At 56.9% G+C, this 22,223-nt stretch carries 19 protein-coding genes; 6 read left to right on the top strand and 13 right to left on the bottom strand.

All coding sequences use genetic code 11. The features are described from left to right. The first annotated feature begins 17 nt into the window (after window positions 1-17). Window positions 18-1,034 (top strand): phosphotransferase family protein, encoded by a 1,017-nt coding sequence (locus tag C1J05_RS15645; RefSeq protein WP_114871065.1) that lies wholly within the window; start codon window positions 18-20, stop codon window positions 1,032-1,034. 6 nt (window positions 1,035-1,040) lie between these two features. Here C1J05_RS15645 and bhcD read toward each other — a convergent pair whose 3' ends face one another. The 4 genes from bhcD to bhcA form a co-directional block, all read right to left on the bottom strand. Further along, window positions 1,041-2,030, bottom strand: a complete 990-nt coding sequence (gene bhcD, locus C1J05_RS15650) for an iminosuccinate reductase BhcD (protein ID WP_114871066.1) — start codon at window positions 2,028-2,030, stop codon at window positions 1,041-1,043. A 66-nt stretch (window positions 2,031-2,096) separates the two neighbouring features. After that, window positions 2,097-3,263, bottom strand: coding sequence for a 3-hydroxy-D-aspartate aldolase BhcC (gene bhcC, locus C1J05_RS15655; protein WP_114871067.1), 1,167 nt, complete (start codon window positions 3,261-3,263; stop codon window positions 2,097-2,099). A gap of 12 nt (window positions 3,264-3,275) precedes the next feature. Next, entirely contained in the window at window positions 3,276-4,238 is a 963-nt protein-coding gene (bhcB, locus tag C1J05_RS15660; protein ID WP_114871068.1) for a beta-hydroxyaspartate dehydratase BhcB, read from the bottom strand. A gap of 3 nt (window positions 4,239-4,241) precedes the next feature. After that, the gene (bhcA, locus tag C1J05_RS15665) at window positions 4,242-5,432 is read right to left on the bottom strand and encodes an L-aspartate--glyoxylate aminotransferase BhcA (protein ID WP_114871069.1); all 1,191 of its coding nucleotides are present in this window, start codon (window positions 5,430-5,432) and stop codon (window positions 4,242-4,244) included. A gap of 211 nt (window positions 5,433-5,643) precedes the next feature. Here bhcA and C1J05_RS15670 point away from each other — a divergent pair, with 211 nt between their 5' ends. Further along, window positions 5,644-6,468, top strand: a complete 825-nt coding sequence (locus tag C1J05_RS15670; protein ID WP_114871070.1) for an IclR family transcriptional regulator — start codon at window positions 5,644-5,646, stop codon at window positions 6,466-6,468. 247 nt (window positions 6,469-6,715) lie between these two features. Then, entirely contained in the window at window positions 6,716-8,806 is a 2,091-nt protein-coding gene (locus tag C1J05_RS15675; protein WP_114872367.1) for a DEAD/DEAH box helicase, read from the top strand. On the opposite strand, the gene C1J05_RS15680 is transcribed toward C1J05_RS15675, so the two are convergent. The 6 genes from C1J05_RS15680 to gabT all read right to left on the bottom strand — a co-directional run bounded on the left by C1J05_RS15680 (window position 8,776) and on the right by gabT (window position 17,644). Continuing rightward, window positions 8,776-9,429, bottom strand: coding sequence for a sugar transferase (locus tag C1J05_RS15680; RefSeq protein WP_114871071.1), 654 nt, complete (start codon window positions 9,427-9,429; stop codon window positions 8,776-8,778). The two genes, C1J05_RS15675 and C1J05_RS15680, sit on opposite strands and share 31 nt — an antisense overlap. Before the next feature lie 163 nt (window positions 9,430-9,592). Then, the gene (locus tag C1J05_RS15685; RefSeq protein ID WP_114871072.1) at window positions 9,593-10,606 is read right to left on the bottom strand and encodes a C45 family autoproteolytic acyltransferase/hydolase; all 1,014 of its coding nucleotides are present in this window, start codon (window positions 10,604-10,606) and stop codon (window positions 9,593-9,595) included. 18 nt (window positions 10,607-10,624) lie between these two features. Further along, a complete protein-coding gene (locus C1J05_RS15690) occupies window positions 10,625-12,085 on the bottom strand; it encodes a biotin carboxylase (protein ID WP_114871073.1) in 1,461 nt (486 codons plus the stop codon). A gap of 13 nt (window positions 12,086-12,098) precedes the next feature. Beyond that, on the bottom strand, window positions 12,099-14,837 hold the full coding sequence (locus tag C1J05_RS15695; protein WP_114871074.1) for an aminotransferase class I/II-fold pyridoxal phosphate-dependent enzyme: 2,739 nt from the start codon (window positions 14,835-14,837) through the stop codon (window positions 12,099-12,101). 72 nt (window positions 14,838-14,909) lie between these two features. Next, window positions 14,910-15,884 (bottom strand): carbon-nitrogen hydrolase family protein, encoded by a 975-nt coding sequence (locus C1J05_RS15700; protein WP_114871075.1) that lies wholly within the window; start codon window positions 15,882-15,884, stop codon window positions 14,910-14,912. A gap of 371 nt (window positions 15,885-16,255) precedes the next feature. Beyond that, entirely contained in the window at window positions 16,256-17,644 is a 1,389-nt protein-coding gene (gene gabT, locus C1J05_RS15705; protein ID WP_114871076.1) for a 4-aminobutyrate--2-oxoglutarate transaminase, read from the bottom strand. Window positions 17,645-17,842: 198 nt separating this feature from the next. On the opposite strand from gabT, the gene C1J05_RS15710 reads away from it, so the two are divergent. Beyond that, window positions 17,843-18,406 (top strand): cupin domain-containing protein, encoded by a 564-nt coding sequence (locus C1J05_RS15710; RefSeq protein ID WP_114872368.1) that lies wholly within the window; start codon window positions 17,843-17,845, stop codon window positions 18,404-18,406. Here C1J05_RS15710 and C1J05_RS15715 read toward each other — a convergent pair. Next, a complete protein-coding gene (locus C1J05_RS15715) occupies window positions 18,403-19,176 on the bottom strand; it encodes a hypothetical protein (protein WP_162798106.1) in 774 nt (257 codons plus the stop codon). The two genes, C1J05_RS15710 and C1J05_RS15715, sit on opposite strands and share 4 nt — an antisense overlap. Between C1J05_RS15715 and C1J05_RS15720 the strand changes: the two genes are divergently transcribed. Continuing rightward, window positions 19,160-19,345 carry a hypothetical protein gene (locus tag C1J05_RS15720; protein ID WP_162798107.1) on the top strand — a complete coding sequence of 62 codons (186 nt, stop codon included), beginning with the start codon at window positions 19,160-19,162 and terminating at the stop codon, window positions 19,343-19,345. The two genes, C1J05_RS15715 and C1J05_RS15720, sit on opposite strands and share 17 nt — an antisense overlap. Window positions 19,346-19,366: 21 nt before the next feature. Here C1J05_RS15720 and C1J05_RS15725 read toward each other — a convergent pair whose 3' ends face one another. After that, complete coding sequence (locus tag C1J05_RS15725) at window positions 19,367-19,900, bottom strand: Hint domain-containing protein (protein ID WP_162798108.1); 534 nt, start codon at window positions 19,898-19,900, stop codon at window positions 19,367-19,369. 588 nt (window positions 19,901-20,488) lie between these two features. On the opposite strand from C1J05_RS15725, the gene C1J05_RS15730 reads away from it, so the two are divergent. After that, on the top strand, window positions 20,489-21,736 hold the full coding sequence (locus C1J05_RS15730; RefSeq protein WP_254684624.1) for a flavin-dependent oxidoreductase: 1,248 nt from the start codon (window positions 20,489-20,491) through the stop codon (window positions 21,734-21,736). Between the two features lie 24 nt (window positions 21,737-21,760). On the opposite strand, the gene C1J05_RS15735 is transcribed toward C1J05_RS15730, so the two are convergent. Continuing rightward, complete coding sequence (locus C1J05_RS15735; RefSeq protein ID WP_114871080.1) at window positions 21,761-22,201, bottom strand: cupin domain-containing protein; 441 nt, start codon at window positions 22,199-22,201, stop codon at window positions 21,761-21,763. Window positions 22,202-22,223 lie beyond the last annotated feature (22 nt).

The following is a 22,223-nucleotide window of genomic DNA, read 5'->3' on the forward strand; positions in this document are numbered from 1 at the left end:
GGAAACCGACTGGCCCCATGCATAATTTCGATCACGCCGCGCTGGAAACCTATCTTGCCACCCATGTCGCCGGATTTAGGACGCTGGACAGCATCGACAAATTTTCAGACGGACAATCCAATCCGACATACCGACTGCGATCGGGGGGGCAACAGTTTGTGCTGCGGGCCAAACCGCCGGGCCAGCTGATGAAATCGGCGCATCAGGTGGATCGGGAATACCGCGTCATGCAGGCGCTGGCACGGACGGATGTACCCGTGCCGAAAATGTTGCATCTGTCCGGCGAAGACACACCGCTTGGCACGATGTTTTTCGTGATGGAGCATATCGACGGGCGGGTGTTCTGGGATCCTGCCCTGCCAGAATTGACCAAACCGGACCGCAGCGCAGTTTATGACCAGATGAACGCGGTTCTGGCCGCGTTGCATTCGGTTGATCCGGTTGCCGTCGGATTGCAGGATTTTGGCAGGCCCGGAAATTATTTCGCACGCCAGATCGGGCGCTGGTCATCCCAGTACAAGGCCGCCGAAACCACCCCCCTGCCCGATGCCGACTGGCTGATCGCCTGGCTGGAGGACAATCTGGTCGCTGACGATGGCGCCGCATCTATAGTGCACGGTGATTACCGCATTGATAACATAATGTTTTCACGGAACGGCACGAATGTGATTGCCCTGCTGGACTGGGAGTTGAGCACATTGGGCCATCCGCTGGCCGATCTGGCCTATCAGTGCATGCACTGGCGACTGCCCCACACAGGGCATTTTCGCGGGCTGGGCGGCGTGGATCGCGCCGCCACCGGTCTGCCCGAAGAAGCGGATTATGTGGCGCAATACTGTGAACGGCGCAATATTGCCCGCCCTGACAACTGGAAATTCTATGTGGTTTTTTCGTATTTCCGCCTGCTGGCAATCCTGCAAGGCGTGCTGCGCCGCGCGCTGGATGGCAATGCGTCCAACCCGAAAGACACGGATCAGACGCGCAATGTGATCAAGGTGATGGCCCGGGACGCGCGACACCTTGCCAGCAGTTGACGCGCTTTACAGCGCCACCTGCGTCGCCAGCCCCTGTTCATGGGCCAAACGCGCAGCCACGGACGCCACGGCCAGATCCTGAAGCCCGACGCCTGTACCGTCGAACAATGTGATTTCGTCATCGCTGCTGCGACCCGCGTGATCACCGTTGATAACAGCGCCGATAGGGGTGATGTCGCTTTCATTGATCATGCCGGCACCAAAGGCGTGTTGCGCCTCGCCCAGCGAAATCGATTGTGCAATTTCGTCAGTGAACACTGTTGCTGCCGCAACCAGATCGGCATCAACCTCTTGTTTGCCAACGGTATCGGTTCCCATGCAGGCGATATGTGTGCCGGGTTTGATCCAGTCTTTTTTCATCAACGGCTCGAACGCCGAGGTGATGGTGATGATCACATCGGCCTGTGCGCCCAGATCTTCGCGACTGACGGATTGGAATTCCAGCCCAAGTTCGACTGCGACCTTTTCAAGGTTCGGCAACATTTCGGGATGGAAATTCCACGCCACGACCTTTTCGAAATCGCGCTGTTCTGCGGCGGCGCGCAATTGAAAGGTGGATTGATGCCCTGCCCCGACCATGCCCAGAACCTTGCTGTCCTTGCGCGCCAGATGCGCAATGGAAACCGATGACGATGCAGCCGTGCGCACCGCGGTCAGGTAATTGCCACCCACAAGCGCGCGCAATTGCCCCGTATCGGGATCGAACAGGAAAATCGTCGATTGGTGGTTGGTCAGGCCCTTGGCCGCATTGCCCGGCCAGTAGCCGCCCGATTTCACGCCCAGCGCCATACCCGCCTTGTCAAAGCCCGATTTGAAGCCGTAAAGCGCGTCAGCATAGCCGATCGCCTCGCGGATGACCGGAAAGTTGTAGGCATCACCGCGCGCCATTGCGCCAAAAACGTCTTCAACGGCACGGAACGCATCGTCGCGGCCGATAACATTGGCGCAAACGTCTTCGGATACGATCAGCAGACCGTCGGATGTGGGGCTGTTCATGGGGGAATTCTCCGTGGATATTCAAAGGGTCGGCTGCGCGGCCCAAAGCAGCGCAGCCACGATGCGTCAGTAGGCTTTGCCGCGGGCCGACACCGGCCAGAGGGTTTCAACCTTGCCGTTGCGCACACCGACATACCAGTCGTGGACATTGCAGGTCGGGTCGCAATGGCCCGGCACCAGTTTCAGCTTGTCATTGACCTTCAACACACCATCAGGGTCGGCGACTACACCATGTTCATCGGAACATTTCACGTATTCCACATCGTCGCGGCCATAGATGGTGGGCAGACCGCTGTCGACCGATTGCGCCTTCAGTCCCGCATCGACGATCGCCTTGTCCGCCTTGGCGTGGGACATGACGGATGTCAGGATAAACAGCGCGTTTTCCCATTCGTTTTCGTCGATCCGTTTGCCGTCCTTGTCCAGAATGCGGCCATAATCCGCATCCATGAACGCATAAGATCCGCACTGTAATTCGTTGAAAACACCACCGGAATTACTCTCGAAGTAATACGAGCCCGTCCCGCCGCCACCGACGATATCACAGTCCAGACCTGCTGCTTTCAGCAGATCGACGCTTTCGCGCACCTGATCAATTGCGATCTGGGTCTTGCCGCGGCGGTCTTCGTAGGAATCCATATGCTGCATCGCGCCCTGATAGGCTTGAATGCCCGCAAACTTCAGGCCATCCGCTGCATCAATCGCCTGTGCCAGTTCGACAACAGGTTGCCCGTACTGAACGCCACAGCGCCCCGCGCCCACATCGATTTCAACCAGACATTCGATCTCGGTTCCGTGCTTGAGGGCGGCTGCGGACAGATCGGCCACATTGTCGATATCATCGACACAGCAGATCGTGCGCGCGCCCAGTTTCGGCAGGCGGGCCAGACGATCGATCTTTTCAGGCTGGCGCACCTGATTTGATACCAGCACATCCTTGATCCCGCCGCGCGCGAACACTTCTGCCTCGGATACTTTCTGACAGCAGACACCGCACGACCCGCCCAGACTTTCCTGAAGCAGGGCGACATCCACCGACTTGTGCATTTTTCCGTGCACGCGATGCCGCATTCCGTGAGATTTAGCGTAATCGCCCATTTTCTTGATGTTGCGTTCCAGCGCGTCCAGATCCAGCACAAGGCAGGGGGTCTGGATGTCGGCCTCGTCCATGCCGATGGTCGCGGGGATGTCGTATCCAACTTCAAGATCGTCAAAGTTCACTTGCTTGTTCATGTCTTGTCCTCCTTAGCCCTTGATCCAGGGCAGTTTATCCAGATCGACGTTGCCGCCGGTTATGATCACGCCAACCTTTTTGCCGGCAAACACTTCGGGGTTTTTCAGAATCACGGCCAACGGAACGGCGCAGCTTGGCTCCATGACGATTTTCATCCGTTCCCATGTCAGCTTCATAGCGGCGATAATCTCGTCCTCGCTTGCGGTCAGAACATCGGTCACGAAATTGGACACATAGTGCCACGTGTTTTCCTTTAACGGCACCTTCAGCCCGTCCGCGACCGTTACAGGCGCATCATCTGCAATGATGTGCCCCGCTTTGAAACTGCGATAGGCATCATCGGCCTGTTCCGGTTCTGCCGCGAAAATTTCGACATGCGGCGCTATATTGGACAATGTCAGGCACGTGCCCGAAATCATGCCGCCGCCGCCGATGGGGGCGACAATGGCGTCCAGATCCTCGACCTCTTGCATCAGCTCCAGCGAACAGGTCGCCTGCCCCGTAATCACGCGCGGGTCATTGTAGGGATGCACGAATTCGCCACCGGTTTCCGCCTGAACGCGGGCAAACACCTCTTCCCGGCTGGATGTGGATGGTTCGCATTCGGTGATTTTGCCGCCATATCCGCGCACAGCCGCTTTTTTCGCATCCGGAGCGGTGCGCGGCATGACCACATTGCACGGTATTCCACGCTGTCCTGCCGCATAGGAAAGGGACAGCGCATGATTGCCCGAGGAATGGGTACACACGCCCTTTGACGCCTGCGCGTCGCTTAACCCGAAAACTGCATTGCAGGCACCCCGCACCTTGAACGCACCGGCCTTTTGGAAATTCTCGCATTTAAAGTACAGCCGCGCGCCGGTACGCTCGTTCAGATATGTCGATGTCAGAACAGGGGTGCGGTGAATATAGGGGCGTATGCGTTCATGCGCCCCTTTCACGTCCTCGATGGTCAGGTCTGGTGTATCAAGCATGGGTCAAGCCGCCGATTTAAGCGCGCTGTCGCGCGAGTGTCTGAAATAATTCTGTGCTGCGGTCACGCCCGTGCCCAGAGTGATCGGATAATCCAGATCGGCCATCGCCATTTCGATAGTGGCCAGACCGGACAGTACCATGACATCGGTCAGCATACCCAGATGACCAATGCGAAACGCCTTGCCGTTCATTTCGCCCAGCCCGATGCCAAAGGACACGCCGTAAGCCCTGAACGCATGCTCAACCAGCGCGTGGCTGTCAAACCCGTCCGGCACATAGATCGCGCTGACCGTATCGGAGTAAAGATCGGGCGATTGCGCAACCAGGTCCAGACCCCAGGCGGCGACAGCGCGGCGCACCCCTTCGGCAAGACGGTGATGACGCGCATAGACGTTATCAAGCCCTTCCTCGAACAGCATGTTCAGGCTTTCGCCCATGCCATAGATCAATTGCAGCGGCGGGGTATAGGGAAAGCCCCCCGTTGAATTGGCCTTCATCATGTCGCGGAAATCAAAGAACGTGCGTGGCAGATCGGCCGTTTCCATATGCGCCAGCGCCTTGGGGCTGACGGCCAGAATTGCCATGCCCGTGGCCAGCATAAAGCCCTTTTGCGAGCCGGCGATCGCTATATCCACGCCCCAATCATCCATTTCAAACGGCATCGACGCCAAAGAACTGACACAGTCCACGAACAACATCGCCGGGTGATCGGCTGCATTCATCGCACGCCGCACCGCTGCGATATCCGACACAACGCCCGTTGCCGTTTCGTTATGCGTGACCAGTACCGCCTTGATCTTGCGATCTGTGTCCGCCTGCAAAGCAGCCTGAAACCTGTCGGCAGGTGCGCCCCCACCCCATTCGCATTCGATGATCTGAACGTTGAGACCGTGGCGCTGACACAGATCGATCCACCGGTGCGAAAACATGCCGTATCGCGCGATAAGAACCGTATCGCCTTTGGACAATGTATTGGTAACAGCCGCTTCCCATCCCCCCGTTCCGCTTGAAGGAAAGGTAATGATCTGACCCGCGGTCGTGCCGAAAACGGCCTTGGTTTTTTCCAGCACCGGCGCGAATGTCTTGACGAAGTCGGGCGAACGGTGATCCTGCGACTGCACCTGCATCGCACGGCGCAGACGATCCGGAATATTGGTTGGTCCGGGAATGAACACAGGGTTCTGATCTGACATCTTACCAACTCCTCGTTTCGGTCAGAACAAGATACCCGATCCTGTCTTTTTCACAATTTTCTCAAAAACATTTTTCATTTTGAAAATTTTTACTTATTGCGATGTTTTTATTGCCTTTTTATATTTTCATTTTTGTCAAAATATCTTTATTGAAAATATTTTTCAAAAATGAAAACATGACTCAACCGTGATTTCAGCAAGGATTCGCACCATGTCAGAACCTGTCAGAAAACAACGGGGGCGGCCCAAATCACAATTTACCGCAAGCTCTGCTTCGACCTTGCAGTCACTGGATCGTGCATTGGGTATTCTGGATGCCCTGTCGCGCCAGAATGCCGCGTCGCTGACTGATGTTGCCATGCGTCTGGGCATTCCTACCGCCACCACGCACCGCATTCTGACCACATTGCAAAAGCGCCGGTTTGCCGAATTTGACGAAGACACCCAAACCTGGATGGTCGGCATCGAAGCCTACCGTGTCGGCACGTCTTTTCTGAAGCGCACTAACTTGCTGGACATCAGCCGCCCTGTAATGCGCGCGCTGATGCAGTCGACAGGAGAAACTGCCAATCTGGCTGTGCCTGACGGATCCGAGGTTGTCTTTATCGGGCAGGTTGAATCGCAAAACCCGGTGCGTGCATTCTTTGATCACGGGACACGCACGTCCATGCACGCATCCGGCACCGGCAAGGCGATCCTGGCGGCATTGGACGAGTCAAAGGTGGTGAAACTGATGCAATCCGCCGGACTTGAGGAATTCACGGCGCGCACACTGGTAACGCCGACCTTGCTGCTGGATGATCTTTCCAGAACACGCGCCCGCGGCTGGTCATTTGACCGCGAGGAAAGGTTTGAAGGCATGTCCTGCATCGGCGCCGCAATCTGTGATGCAACGGGCGAACCAATTGCCGGAGTTTCGATTTCGGGACCCAGCAACCGGTTTGGTGATCGTCAGGTTGACGGTTTTGGCGCACAGGTGGCACGCGCGGCGGCTGAAATCAGCGCCAGCATCGGCGGCGCACCGGTCCGCGATTAGACGAACGGTTTGCGCAATCTTCACACCGGCATCCTGCGCCGATGCAAAAGATCCGTATTTGAAGCAAAAAGAACAGTATCCGTTGTCCAATGTCCGGCTGACTGAATTTCGTTAGTCGGCCCTGCGTGAAAGCGCCGTGTGACGGATTGCCCCTATACAACGCGCGCCATTCCCATTAGGGCAAGGCGCTTGGGCGATCCTGCGTGGAGTGTCCCTGCCCTTTTTTGCCAAACCTGTGGAACCCCAAGTGATCCAGACCCTTTCCGATGCGCTGCAAGAGCGTGGATATGAAACCCTCACCCCGGTTCAGGAGGCTGTGACAGCGCCTGATCTGGAAGGCGCGGATATGCTGGTTTCGGCACAAACGGGGTCGGGCAAAACAGTTGGCTTTGGCCTGGCGATTGCGCCAACGCTTTTGGGGCCGGACGGACGTTTTGAAGGCGCCGCCGCGCCGCTTGCGCTGGTGATTGCGCCGACCCGCGAACTGGCCCTTCAGGTCAAACGCGAGTTGAGCTGGCTTTATGCGAAGGCCGGTGTTGTCATGGCGTCCTGCGTCGGGGGCATGGATATGCGCGACGAACGGCGCGCGCTGGAGCGCGGCGCACATATCGTTGTCGCGACACCGGGTCGTTTGCGCGACCATATCATGCGCGGATCGCTGGACATGGGCAATATCCGGGCGGTGGTTCTGGATGAAGCCGATGAAATGCTGGATCTTGGGTTTCGCGAGGATCTGGAATTTATCCTTGGCGAAGCACCGCAAGACCGCCGCACTCTGATGTTTTCGGCGACAGTGCCGAAATCCATCGCGACACTGGCCAAGACCTATCAGAAAGATGCGGTGCGGGTTCAGACGGTTGCCGAGCAGACCCAACACAGCGACATTGAATATCTGGCCATGAACGTCGCCCTGCGCGATGTGGAAAACGCCATTATCAACGTCTTGCGGTATTACGAGGCACCGAATGCGTTGGTGTTCTGCAATACACGGGCAATGGTGAACCGGTTGACCACGCGGTTTTCCAATCGCGGGTTTTCCGTTGTGGCCCTGTCGGGCGAGTTGACGCAGAACGAACGGACACATGCGCTTCAGGCGATGCGGGACGGACGCGCGCGGGTGTGTATCGCCACGGATGTGGCTGCGCGCGGCATTGACCTGCCCAATCTGGAACTGGTGATCCACGCCGAATTGCCGACCAGCTTTGAAACGCTGCTGCACCGTTCCGGCCGCACCGGGCGCGCAGGACGCAAGGGGGTCAGTGCGCTGATCGTGCCGGCAAAATCGCGCAACAAGGCGCAGCGGCTGATGAAAATGGCCAAGATCAACGCCGAATGGGTATCGGCCCCATCTGCCGAAGCCGTGCAGGCGCGGGATGCAGAACGGCTTTTGCAGGATCCCGTCTGGGACATGCCGGTTGAAGAGGGCGAAGCCGCGTTTGTCGGTGAACTGGTCGGACGCTACAACGCCGAACAGATCGCCGCCGCCTATATCAGATTGTTTCAGGCACGCCAGTCTGCGCCGGAAGAACTGGCCGATCCCGGCGGGGCCCCTGATCCGCGCCCAAGTGAAGCATTTGGCCCCTCTGTCTGGTTTTCCGTTTCCGGCGGGCGCGATCAGAATGCAGAGCCGCGCCGCCTGCTGCCAATTCTGTGCAATGCGGGTGGCATCACCAAGGACGATATCGGGGCGATCCGAATTCGTCAGTCCGAAAGCTTTGTTGAGATCAAGGCGGCCCGCGCCGACGATTTTGCGCGAAAAGCCGGTGAGAAAGTGGAAGGCGGGGCGACATTAACGCGACTGGCGCAAGCCCCCGATTTCAGTGCAGGCCCGGCCCGAAGCAGCGGCGCGCCCAAACGGCGCGAGCCCCGCCCGGCACGCGAGGCAACGGATAAAATGCCGGCACGTCCGCGCCCTGAACGATCACGCCCCGAAGGCGCTGTGAGTGAACGCAAACCGCGCCAGAAACCGGATCGCCCACAGCCGGCGAAACCGGTAAAAGACCGCAAAGTGGGGAACGAACCTTCGGAAAAGCGCGCACCCGCGGCCAAGCCCGCGCACAAAAAGGCCAAGGCCGAGGCGCCAAGACCTGCTGCGCCAGCCACCGCACCCGCTACGGCCACGCCCAAACCCAAGCGCCCCAAATTTGATGCAAGCGATCCCTCAAAACGGATTGAACGCCCCGGCAGCAAACCGGGCAAGGGCAAACCCGGCGCAAGGCCCGGCAAGCCCGCGGGCAAACAGGGCGGAAAGCCATTCGGCAAACCAGCCGGAAAACCTTCGGGTAAACCCGGTGGGAAGCCCAGCGGTTACAAGGGCGGACCACCGCGCCGGAAATAAGGCCGCCCGTGGAATTTGACCCCAAACAGCACCGCACCTGTGGCCAGGATCAGGTACAGATCGAACAACAAAGAACGGTTGCGCTGATAAATCAGGTCAATCGCTGCCTTTCGCGGCACGCACCGCGCATTGTAAACGGCGTGAGTTTGTTCTGCGGTCGTGCAGCGGGCCAGATGGCGCGCCTCGGCATCCTTGTAAAGCAGGCTGGCCAGACCGGTTATGCCGGGTTTCGCACTAAGAACCTTGGCGTAAAGATCGGGGTTGTTGCGCACGTAACAGGGCAGCGGCGGGCGCGGCCCGACCAGACGGATATCGCCCCGCAACACATTCAAGGCTTGTGGTAATTCATCAAGCCGCGTCTGACGAAGCAGCCGCCCAAGCGGCGTTATGCGCGCAAATTTGTCACCACCGGTGACACCGGCATCCGAAGTGCAGGCGCGCATGGTCCGGAACTTGATCAGGGAAAAATGCTGATCCTGCGATTTCATCCGCCGTGACAGGTAAAACACCGGCCGCCCCTGCGTCACAAGCAACAGAAAACTGATGAGAGGCACGGCGATGATCAGAAACGGTGCGAGCAGCGCCAGTATCGTCAGATCGAACAGCCGCTCACGCCACGACATCACAGGCTCCACGATGCTGACACATGTTCGGCCTTAGTGTCGGGGAACCCCCCGAGCACAGTCGTTTCCCGGGGGTTCGTGCTATTGTTCTGTGAGACATTGCGCGCTTTGCCATTGATCACGGCAATCGGTGCCGCAGGTCAATCTTAGACGGCACCGGCAATCAAACTCTCAAGACGCCACCGGAAAGTGCAAACAATTCGATCGATGCCGCGCCCGGTATCTGCACCCGGCGACCGCCTTCCTGAAAATCATCCATCGACATGGGCCAGATCGTGCCGGGCCAGCGGATTTCCATTTCAAGCTTACGTGGACGATAGACGGCAGTGTAAAGCGTGCCAAATCCGGCCGAAAACGCGGTGGAATACAAGGGCGGCTTTAAAAAGGCGTCGATGAATTTATCCTGCGGATCGCGGTGCAAGGTCAGCCGTTGCAACAAGTATCTTTCGCGTTCCACAGTCGAGGTGAAACGCGCGTGGCTGATCCATTCCACTGTTTCCTGGTGGTTGGTGGCGACCGCGGCATGGGTGATCATGGCGGGTCTGTCCGGCCCCATCATGGCCGTCAGATAGTTCCGCTTTGCATCAAGAACCGTCACATTATAGCTCATGTGGGTTGGTATCCGCGCCAGTGCCGCACCCGCATCCTGCGCGGTTTCGCAGGTTTGCAGCACGTAACGCAGGATCAGCGGTACGCCAAACCCGTCACCGACAACCCGCCGCCCGCCAAACGTTAGCGAAACGGCAAGGCCCGCGTCGTTCATGCCATCCACCAAACCCCACAAGCCGTCGCTGGTGCCGATCACCCGCCGTCCCTGCCATCGCGTTTTAAGCAACAGGCTGTCAAAGGCATTCGGATTGTAATCGTAGTTGCGGACAAGAACTGGTTCTTTCCCCGGCCAGATCGCCTGCGAGCATCCTGCAAGATAGGGCGGCGGGCGATAAAAACTAAGGAACCGTGCAGCGTGGTCACTGCCGCCCGCCAGTTCACAGAGGTTTTCATATAATGGCACGATTTCCGGCATGTGCGTTGCCAGAGCGGCCCGGCTTTGGGCGTAGGTTGGTCGCACGCCTTCGCCTTCTTTCAACCACCAACGCTTGTAGTCGGGCCAGTATTCAGCAAAAAGCCCGGCCCATTTCGGGCCGGGTTGATCTTCTGATATGGCACGCCACAGCATTGATTGATGGTTCCCGGGCTACATGATCTTGAACGCAGGATCTGCCAATGCCGGCCCCGCTTCGGCCACCGGCAGCGGCCGACCCGCAACGGTTTGTTTGATCCCGTGTATCCACTTCTTGGCGCGTTCATTCAATTGGAAACCTTTGGTCATCGACCGGCCACGGGTGACCAGAATGCCGATATCGGCCCCTTCATAGCGGTAATCACCCGGTTGCAGGATACGCAGGAAAAACGCTTCGTTTTCGGATTCGACGGCGCGGCGGTGGTAATCGAAACGGTCAAACACGACACGCCCGTCTTCCAGCATCTTGTAGATACCGGTTTCGGGGGATTGCGTGCAGATATCCACGCTGTCATCCGTGTGCTTGATCACCATCTGGCTCCAGCTGTCAATCATGTCGGCATTGGCCCAGCGCGAGTTCAGTTCATCCACATCCAGCTGGAATTTCTTTTTCGAGAATTCAAGCAGGTGGAACAGGAACAACGGGGCGTCCGCATGGGCAAAAGCAGCGTGGTTTGTCATTGATGACGCGCCGGTGATACGCGGGTTCAGTTCACCCAGCCACAAGTCACCGGTTTTTTTGTCGATCAGGAAATCCAGTTCGAAATAGCCACGATAGCCTTCCTTGCGCAGTTGTTCGCCGAATTTGAATGTCAGTTCGCGCGCTTTCTGGCGGACCTTGGGGGGAAAGGCGGTGGGCAGGATTTCATTGCCGCACCATCCGCCACGGTAAGGGGTCAGTTCATTGAACCCGACAAGTTCGGTCATCAGCGGGCCGACAATGGTGCCTTCCTTGGTGGCGCAGGCCTCAATCGCGGAACCGCGGCAATCAATACGCTTCATGATCTTGATCTCGCCCTCGCCGACGATCTCGTGCTCGTGGCGCAAGAAATCGGCTTCGGACTTGATGAAAAACGTCGTGTGGCCGCTATCCCCGAAGGCAGATTGCAGCACCAGGTCATGCCCGATTCCGGCCTTTTCACAGGTCTTTTTCAGATCCGCATAGCTTTTCACTTCGGCCAGAACATTGGGCACGGATGGCACACCCGCCTTGTTGCCGATGCGGACAGTTTCGATCTTGTTGTCCATCGAGGTGCGCAGCTTGGCCTTGGGAAACCAGACGTCCGCGCCCAGTTCCTTGGACAGGCGTTCCGTTTCCTCATCAAACATCAGAAACACGAACTTTGGCTTGCCGCCGCGGCGCTTGATGAAATCGATCACCTCTTTGTGCTGCAAAAGGTAATTGTTGATGTCTTCGATCGACTGGAATTCGGCATGTGGCTGTTCGGACGGGCAAAACACGTTGGGATGCTTGCCGCCGTAGCAGTCGATGTAGCAGATGTATTTGAAATGGCGCACCCATTCATCCAGCCCCAGCAGGTTGAAGTTCGTGGCCGAAATGAAATAGATCGGATCTTCGTTGCGGTGAAAGAACCGGCGGATTTCCGAGATGTTTTTAAGCACGGTCGCGGGCATATGGTTTCCTTTTCTATTCGGCTGCGGTGGAAAGTTTTTTGTTCGATTTCCGGGCCAGCGCATCGGGTGTGAAAACGCGCAACCCCAGATCGGCGCGGTAGCCGTGGATTTCATTCACATCCAGCGCCCGCATAAAGGCGAGGATTTCTTTCGAGACGACCTGCCCCGGAACAAGAATGGGAAAACCCGGCGGATACGGAATGATGAAGCTGGCCGAGACCACTTCCTCTCCGGCATCCAGCGCGTCCTGCAAACTGCCTTGCAGTTCCAGATAATCACAGTTCTTCTCGTCATAGCTGAGGTAATAAGCGGTGCGAATATCGCCTTCGGTTGTGACGCCATCGGCGCGGAATGCATCGTGGAAGCGGCTGAAATCGGGTAAGGGGGGCAGGTCTTCCATCAGGTTCCGGACGCGCCGTTCAAACGACAGTTTTTCCATCCGGCTGGCATCGTCCAGCAAATCATCCAGACCTTTGGCAATTTCGACCAGAACCTCGATCAGATAGGCGACAGAGGACCGCGTCGTGCCGATATTCGTCATGAACAGAACCGTATTGCGCGAGGTCTTGTTGATCTGGATACCGTATTTATCCATCAGAATATCGGTCTTGAACGTGTCACCATCCCAACCCGTTCCTCCGACAGACAGGGTAACGCGGGTGGCATCCAGCACGAATTCGTCTTTTTCCCAACAATCCCAAAGGTCGGTCCAGCCTTGTTCGGTATCATAATAGCTGGTCACGCCGCTTTCGCGGTGGGCTTCGGGGATCATGTCGCCTGCGGTCAGAACCTTGAAATATTTCTGCAGCAAAGGATGATCCGAGATCGCACGGCGCATGGACATGGCCGCCTCGACCTGCCGCTGAACAAATTCAAAGCCTTCCAGTTCAACCTGCCTGCGCCCCACATCCAGTGATGCTATGATCTGGTAATTCGGCGACGTCGATGTGTGCGTCATGTATGCTTCGTGAAAGGATTGTTCGACCTCGCCTTTGAAATCCTGATCATTGACGTGGATCATCGACCCTTGCCGCAAAGACGTCAGCGTTTTGTGGGTGGATTGCGTTGCATATACCCGCACTCGCGCATAGGGCGGCGGGATCAGGCGCGTCTTCAGAAGTGTTTCTTCATCCGCGTCCTTCAGCTTTTTCTGCTGTTTTTCATAGGCTTCTGCATAGTCGTTGCTGCGCAGCTTTGCGCGCAACGTATTGGCTGCGTTCATCGCGGTGCGCTGGCGGTAGGTCGGGCTAAAGCGCGCAAAAGCAAACCACGCTTCGTCCCACAGAAAAATCAAATCGGGCTTGATGGCCAGACATTCTTCCATGACGCGTTCAACATTGTAGACGATGCCGTCAAAGGTGCAGTTCGTCAGAAGCAGCATACGGACCTTATCAAGCTTTCCGGCCGCTTTCAGTTTCAGCAACTGATGCTTGATTTCGTGCAGGGGCACCGCGCCATACATGGAAAATTCGTCCAGCGGATAGCTGTCCAGATAGCAGACCTGCGCCCCTGCCAGCACCATGCCGTAATGGTGGGATTTGTGGCAGTCACGGTCCACCAGAACGATATCACCGGGGCGAACCAGGGCCTGCACGACGATCTTATTGCAGGTTGATGTGCCGTTGGTGGCAAAAAATGTCTGCTTTGAACCGAACGCGCGCGCCGCCAGTTCCTGCGCTTCCTTGATCGGACCATGCGGTTCCAGCAATGAATCAAGCCCGCCCGATGTGGCCGATGTTTCGGCCATGAAGATATTGGGCCCGTAAAATGCGCCCATATCCTGTATCCAGTGCGAGCGGGTGATCGATTTGCCGCGGCTGATCGGCAATGCGTGAAACACACCTGTCGGCTGGCGCGAATATTCGACCAAAGCGTTGAAAAACGGCGTTTTATTTCGCGCCTGAACACCGCGTAGGATGTTCAGATGCAGCTCCATGAAATCTTCCTGATTATAGAAAACGCGGCGGCATATCCCCAGATCAAGTCCCGCGATATCTTCGACAGACCGTTCAGTGACCAGATAGGCATCAAGTTCGGGGCGCACCCGCGCAATAAGCCGGCACAGTTCCGGCCCGATATCTTCCGGTGCCATCGCCTCGATCTGTTCCTGACCGCCCGCATTGTTCAGGTATTTTGTCAAAATCGGCTGGTCGACCTTGGATTGCAGGACCAATCCGGGGCGCACCACAATGGCCTGAATATTGTAGTTGAACAGAACCGCGATCAACGCGTCTTCGAGCGACGGCACCACTACGGCCTCGTAGATAAACGGATCTTCGGAGCGGCGCATGCGGTTCACGTTGCTTTTCAGCCAGCGTTCCTGATGTTCGTTGACCTGATCGACAATCAGGACCTCGAAATAGGGCTTGCTCATCGCGCGCGCTTCGGGGGACAGCATCGCCTCGTCGTCGTGCTCTTCGCTGTCGATCGAATCCCGTTCCAGCGGGATATGCCGGCGTCTGTAAGCCCCTGTCGTCAGGGCGCGTGTGACACGATTGACCGCAAAAGACAGATCATCAAAGCTGCCATGCTCAAACTGACGGCGCATATGGTCAAACGCTGCCATCCCCGGAAAGGCCCAGTAGGGTTCTATCACCGCCAGAGAGACGAACAATTCTTCAATCGCGGCCTTGCACTTGTTGGCCTGTCTTTCAGAAGGCTTGCGCGCAAGGCTGGATGTGGCTTCGCGCAGGGCGCTCCACCGATCCGAACGCAACTGGATCGCCGAATGATAGTCGTTCACAGAATGCATCGTTCATACTCCGTTTCCGGGGCAGGATACCGATGCAATCGGCCGGTTCAGGCGGCCGGAACAGAGCGATATCTAGCCGCTGGATGTTTTTCCCAAGATCGGCGTTGCGCCGATATCGTGGACTGATGGTTGCGACTGGATGCCTGCCCCCGGTTCTGATGTCGGCACATCGACATGCAGCCCCGCACGCGATCCCTGTCGCGGAATTTCAAGCGGCCCCAAAGTATGGAGGAACGCATCGGTGCCGCTGGTGCGGTCATAGACAGGAAAGTCGCTGGACCGGTCGCGGAAACTTTTCAGAACCTGACCCAACCCTTTCATGCCGGTTTCGCGCTGGCGGCGCACCATGCTCAGATCGACTTCGATCGGGAACATGTCTTCCTGCCCCGCTGACTGGTGCAGAACGGTCGACGACGGATCAATCACGCAGGATTTGCCGACGCCGCCCGCACCCAGACCGTTCACGTCAATCACATAACACTGGAACTGTGCCGCAGTCGCTCGCGCAATGGCCAGTTCCGCATCACGGTCGGTGGTGCCCGTCAGAACGGGGTGCAACAACACCTCGGCGCCCATGCTGGTCAGCTGGCGTGTCGTTTCGGGGAACCAGATATCATAGCAGATCGACAGACCGAACCGCCCCACATCAGGCACATCGAACACGCAGAATTCAGTGCCCGCGGCGATCCCGGCCTCGTACGGGCGGAACGGGAACATTTTCGAATACCGGCGAATAATCTCGCCTTCGGGATTGATCACGACGGCGGTGTTGTAAATCTGGCCATCCGCAGCCTTCAGAAACATCGACCCCGGTATCAGCCAGACGCGGTGGCGCCGTGCCGCTTCGCAAAACCGGTCAAGCGTTTCGTTTTCCGGGGTCTGGGCAAAGCGATCCAGTGGACCGAAGGGCGCCAGTTCGCTGAACAGCACCATCTGCGTCCAGGGGAATCGCGCCATCAGGATATCCAGGCGCTGGATCATACCGTCGACATTGGGCTGCAACGCGTTCACATACATCTGAACGCCCGCAATTGCGAAAGGGGTCATACTCATCGGTCTCCGTGCTGACGAAGCGGATTGCGGATCAACCCGGTGATTGGCTTCGTGTCCGGCACGTCTTACGCCCTTCCAACCGGAACGGAAACAGGCGAAATGCGCCAATTTTGCCCCCGGAAACCGGTTTGTTTGATGAACCGAGTGTTCAGTATCTGTTTTTCTCCCATTTGGGCCGTGTATAGCGCTTGTCGTTGCAACCGCCGGCCCGGATACTCACGATATGAGCGTTTATTTTATTAATCAACAGGCTTGCGCGATTTGGGTTTTCCCGTGCTTTTCACCGGGCAGACCTGTCGATGTGATCCGAAACGAAAAAGGCGCACAATGATGCGCGCCTTTCAGTCACACAAGGTCTTAACGCGTCAGGCGGCCATTTGTTCCGCAACAGCTGCGCTCAGGGCGTCTTCGAAGATTGCAAGGCCTTCCTCGATCAGTTCATCAGACGCCGTCAGCGGCACCATGATACGCAGCGCGTTGCCGTGCATGCCACATCCCAGCAGGATCAAGCCGCGTTTCAGCGCATGGGCGCAGATCGATTTGGCAAGGGCTGCATCAGGTTTGGCACTTTCGAAATCGGTAACGAATTCAACAGCAACCATCGCGCCCAGCCCGCGAATATCCCACATGCGGTAGGGTGCGGACCGTGCGCCAATCTCGGCGAAACGGGCGCGAAAATGTTCACCCATCTTGGTCGAGCGTTCCAGCAAACCTTCTTCGTCGATTGCCTGAATGGCAGCCAGTGCGGCGGCACACGCGACAGGGTTGCCACCATATGTGCCCCCCAGACCGCCCGGTTCCAGCGCATCCATGATGTCGGCGCGCCCGATCACACCGGCCAGAGGATAGCCCCCTGCCATGCTTTTGGCGACTGTGATCAGGTCAGGCACCACACCGGAATGTTCGATGGCAAACCATGTGCCTGTCCGGCCAAATCCGGCCTGAACCTCGTCCGCGATCAACAGGATGCCGTGCTCGTCACAGATTTCACGCAATGCCTGCATCATTTCGAACGGAACGGGAATGTAACCGCCTTCGCCCAGAACAGGTTCCAGAATGATCGCGGCCACGCGGCTGGGCTGGGCGTCTGTCAGGAACAGGTTTTTCAGCCCGATCAGCGCATCCTCGACCGTGATACCATCCCGCACGGACGGGAACGGTGCGCGGAACACATCGGCGGGGAACGGGCCAACGTCTTTCTTGTAGGGCGAAACCTTGCCCGTCATCCCAAGGGTCAGCAACGTACGACCATGATAAGAACCAGTGAACGCGATGATACCGGGGCGGCCAGTGGCAGCGCGCGCGATTTTAACTGCGTTTTCAACGGCTTCTGCACCGGTTGTCACCAAAAGCGTTTTCTTCGGATGGCTGCCCGGGGCCAGTTCGTTCAGCTTTTCTGCCAGCGCCACATAGGGCTCATAAGGCACAACCTGAAAACTTGTGTGGGTATAGTGATCTTCCTGCGCCTTGGCAGCGGCCACCACATTGGGGTGGCGATGGCCTGTATTCAAAACGCCGATGCCACCCGCGAAATCAATGTAGCGGTTGCCTTCAACGTCCCACAATTCCGCATTCTCGGCGTATTTCGCATAGATCGGCGCCGCTGATGCAACACCGCGCGGCACCGCCGCATCACGACGCGCGACAAGGGATGCATTGGTTTGCGCCGACGGCGTCAGATCGGAAACAGCTACGATTTTCGGTTTGTTCTTTACGGCGGATTTTGCAGTTTGTTTTTTAGCAGCACGGGCCATTGCAGGGTTCCCTTTCAAAAGAAATGTTCCGTTACGTTTAAATTTTCAATATTGCGTTTAATATTATTGTCAATACGGATTTGGCCAAGATACCGTTTGGCGGCAGAATCCGACTGGTTCAAGCGCTTTGGCGCTGACCGCCTTGGGCCTTTTATTTAGCACATGTTTGTGCCACCTGTCAGGTCAAAGGAGTTTGCGTTGGATATTGGACAGAAAATCAAGATGATCCGAAAGGCACGCGGTCTGTCGCAACGGGAACTGGCATCGCGCGCTGGCCTGACCAACGGAACGATTTCCCTGATCGAAAAGAACAAGTCCAGTCCTTCGGTCGCGTCTCTCAAGCGGCTATTGGATGCCGTGCCGATCAGCCTGTCCGAATTCTTTTCCGACTTCGAGGTCGAAGACCGGGCCAAGATTTTCTTTCGCGCGGATGAATTCACCGAGATTGCCCCCCAGGGCCATGCCAACGGGTCGGCCGTCCTGTCTTTGCGACAGGTCGGCGATGCATCCCAGCATACGCTGCAGTTTCTGCATGAAAACTACCCACCGGGCGGTGATACCGGACCCGAGCTTTTGTCACATCCCGGCGAAGAGGCCGGTATCGTCATTTCCGGCGAAATCGAGATTACGGTAGCGGATCAGGTTTGCGTGCTAAAAGCCGGGGATGGTTACCTTTTCGATAGCCGCCTGCCCCACCGGTTTCGCAACATCGGCAAAACCCATTGCGAGATCATGAGCGCAAGTACGCCACCAACTTTCTAGAACCGAAAGGCAGCACCGACAATCGGGCCCTGCTGCACGGTGTCATATGAAAAACCGCCGCTGCTGTAATCCACGCCCGATGCCCGGTAGCCAACGATGATCGAAGTCACATCGCTGACCTCGTAACCGACGACCCCAAGTGCATCCCAGACCAGATCGGAAGACACGCCAAAGCCGCCCACCATGCCCCAGCCGGATACATAGAAGTTTTCCGAAAGATCCTTGCGGAATTGCAGGCCGATAACCGGATCTATCCAGTCATCACCGTCACTGGCGGACGTGCCGGCCAGTGCACCGCCGTTAAAGCGGAAATCGTTTTCAACCGACCAGACCCGAATGCCCCCGATGACATCGACCGATGCGGTGGGTTCGTCAACAATCTGATATCCGCCGTAAAAAGTGCCCCAGAATGTCGTAGCATCGACATCGATATCGGATGCAGCGATGCCGTTGGGTGTTCCGATATTTGTGCCAAGTTTCGAATAGACCAGATCAACGCCGAAACTGTAGGGGCCGTTGCGCGCCGTAAAAACGCCCATGAATGCCATATCAAGATTATCAAGAACGTCGCCAAAGCTGATATCGACATCCTGTGCCGGAAAGCCGAACAACCCTATATCGCCGTCAAGCCCCGTGCCCCAGACATAGGGCGCTGCCGTAAAGGTCCAGTCGCTGCCCGACATGGTCGAAACCCGGCCATCCTGCGCCAAAGCCGCACCCCAAGGTGCAGAAGAACCGACAAGTGCGACTGTGATGATCGAGCGTAGCAAAACAAGCTCCAGAGTTTTACAATCAGGGCGCGCCGGAATCGCAATGGAAAACAGCGCAAGGTTTTTTAATTCTACAGCAATATTCGAACTTTTGCAAAATATTCCGGCGTTCCGCCACCATGATCAAAAACCGGCATTTCGGAAAAAGGCCGAAGAAAAATCGCGCTGAACAGATTGTTTTCACGTTCACCTACGGCGCAACGTGAAACCATATCCCTTCCACGTTGATCACCGCCGGTTTTTCACAGTGGAATACATAATAGGTGAAACCGGAATGCGGCAGGCGCGTCGCCGATGTGCGCCCCACGAGTTCTGACGCAGGTTTCAACGCTTCACGGCCCACACGCCCCGGTTCTTTCAGCCGTTGCGCCGGTGAAACCAGCATGTTCGTTTCCGGCTGCAATGATCCCAGACCATTGCGCGGGATGAACACAGGTTGCGCCTGCGGATGATGTAACAGGAAATCTTCGTCCAACTGGATTTTGTCGACCCACGTCACTTCAAGGTATTCTCCCGAAAGGGTTTTGACGGGATCACGCTTGCGCAACGCTTCGATCGGCAGCTTGCCAAAAGACGTCATGATACGGCACTTGCCGAAAAAGCCGGGCAAGCTCCAGGTTTTGGCGATACGGGGTTTCGGCGTCGGTGCCCGCAGTTTTACATCTGACAGGACACTTTGCGTTACGGCCGACAAAATGGCGGCATCATTGTTCTGGTTACTCATTTTACACTCGTCACTTGAACTACAAACACTAAAACTGGGCCCACCCCAGTCACGCAGCCCGGAACACAACTGCCGGGGCCACACGCGGCAAGCCCCGGCAGGAACCAGACAGCGGCTGACAATCAGCATACACCAAATTGCCGTTTGCGGATACTCTTTACCAACTACACTTACGTTTTCGCTGAACAACAAGGTGTTGGTATGACGGATTTCTTTTGATGCCGCGGCAAGTTTTGGTCAGAACAAGGGCAGTTGGATAACGCAAAAACCCTTCACATTGTAACAACATGCGAAACAATCCAAGATAGTCAGTTTTTCTGTTTCAGGAAAAACAAGCAATTATCCGAAAATTGTTTCCAAATACGAGTCTGAGAAGCATGTTTCAGGACGCCGCCGATTGAGGCCGGTTGGCCTTATTTCGCAGGATTTCCGGAATCGAAACAAATCGTTTCACGCGGGATTTTCAAATCATGCGGGCAGCAAACTCCCCCGGAACTCAGAGAATCAGCACAGCCACTGATCAATCCGTAGACTCGCGTCCGATATATTATATACTTAAAATATCTAAGCCCAAAACGGAGACGCACGATGACCGAACCCCTGAAAATTGCAATCGCGGGCGGTGGCATTGGCGGCCTTGCTCTTGCTCTGACCCTGCATCCGGCCGGGTTTTCACCAGTGGTGTTCGAACGTTCGAAATCCATCAACGAACTGGGCGTCGGCATTAACATTCTGCCCCACGCAATCCGGCAACTTGCCGATCTGGGGTTGCTGGACGCGCTGGACAAAATCGGCATCCGGACGCGCGAACTGGTGTACAAGACCACCACGGGTCAGGACATTCTGCGCCAGCCGCGCGGTACATGGGCCGGATATGACGTACCGCAATTTTCGATCCATCGCGGCAAACTGCAAGCCTGCCTTGCCGATGCGGTAACGGAACGTCTGGGGCCAAACGCGATCCGGACCGGCCATAAACTGGTCGATTTCACGCAGGATGATACCGGGGTCAGCGTCCGGTTTGAAACTGACACCGGCCCGGTGTCCGACAGGTTTGACGTTCTAGTCGGGGCCGATGGCATCCATTCTAAGGTGCGCAAGGCGTGGCACGGCGAACAGGGGCCGCCCAGCTGGCAGGGCATCGTGATGTGGCGCGGGGCCACTTGGTCGGCGCCGTATCTTGATGGGCAAACCATGATCATTGCAGGGGGAATGCGATCAAAGCTGGTGCTGTATCCGATCTATAATGATCCGGCACGCCCTGATGAAACGCTGATGAACTGGGTGATTTGCGCCAATGTCGCCACGGCTGACGATGCACTGCCGCATCCGGATGACTGGTCGCGCCGCGGCGATCTGGACGAAGTGATGCAGCATGTCACGGGCAAGATCGACATTCCCGAAATGGACATCCCCGCGCTGATCAAGGCAACGGAGGATATCTATGTCTATCCGATGTGCGATCGTGATCCGCTGGATCAATGGACACACGGGCGTGTGACATTGCTGGGCGATGCGGCGCACCCGATGTATCCGGTTGGATCGAACGGGGCCAGTCAGGCAATACTGGATGCCGTGGCGCTGGCCGGATACCTGAAACAGAACGGGATTGCCGGGTTGGCGCCCTATGATGTCGAACGGCGCACCACCACCGCCGATATCGTGCGGGCCAACCGCAAGGGCGGGCCGGAACGGGTGATCGATCTGGTCGAGGATCGCGCGCCAAAAGGATTTCAGGCACTGGATCAGGTCGCCACACCGGACGAGTTGCGCGCCATCGTCGGCGAATACCAGACGATGGCGGGCTATCGGCCAGAACAGGTGAACCGCGCCTGACCACGCGGCGGGATCATTCGTTGATCATTCGGGGGGCGGCAGAAAATCCACATCATGCTCTGCGGAAATCCGAACGAGTTCGGCCGGATCGGTGACGTTGTTCAGATTCTGGAACAGTTCGAACAACTTGCCACAGGGCGCAACGCCAAACATCGCCGTCGCCTCGGCCCCGGATCGGTTGAAGATGCCGTGGGGTTCGTTCATCGGCATCCGCACCAGATCACCGGCATTCGCAACCAGCTTTTCAGAACCGAATTCGACCTCAAGCTGCCCGCTCAGAACGGAAATCCATTCGTCCTGCGTGGTGTGGATATGCGGCGGCACAAACGTGTCTGCCGGAAGGACCGCGTGCCAGACAAACGCATTGTCCGACAAAAGTTTGGGCGTGTAGGTGTGGCCAACCACATTCCACGGCTTGTCCTTGAAACTGTCCGAGGACAGCGTGACACCATGTTCCAGTTTCATCTTATTCTCCCTTTCTGATCTG

The organism is Sulfitobacter sp. JL08 (assembly GCF_003352045.1).
GTDB lineage: Bacteria > Pseudomonadota > Alphaproteobacteria > Rhodobacterales > Rhodobacteraceae > JL08.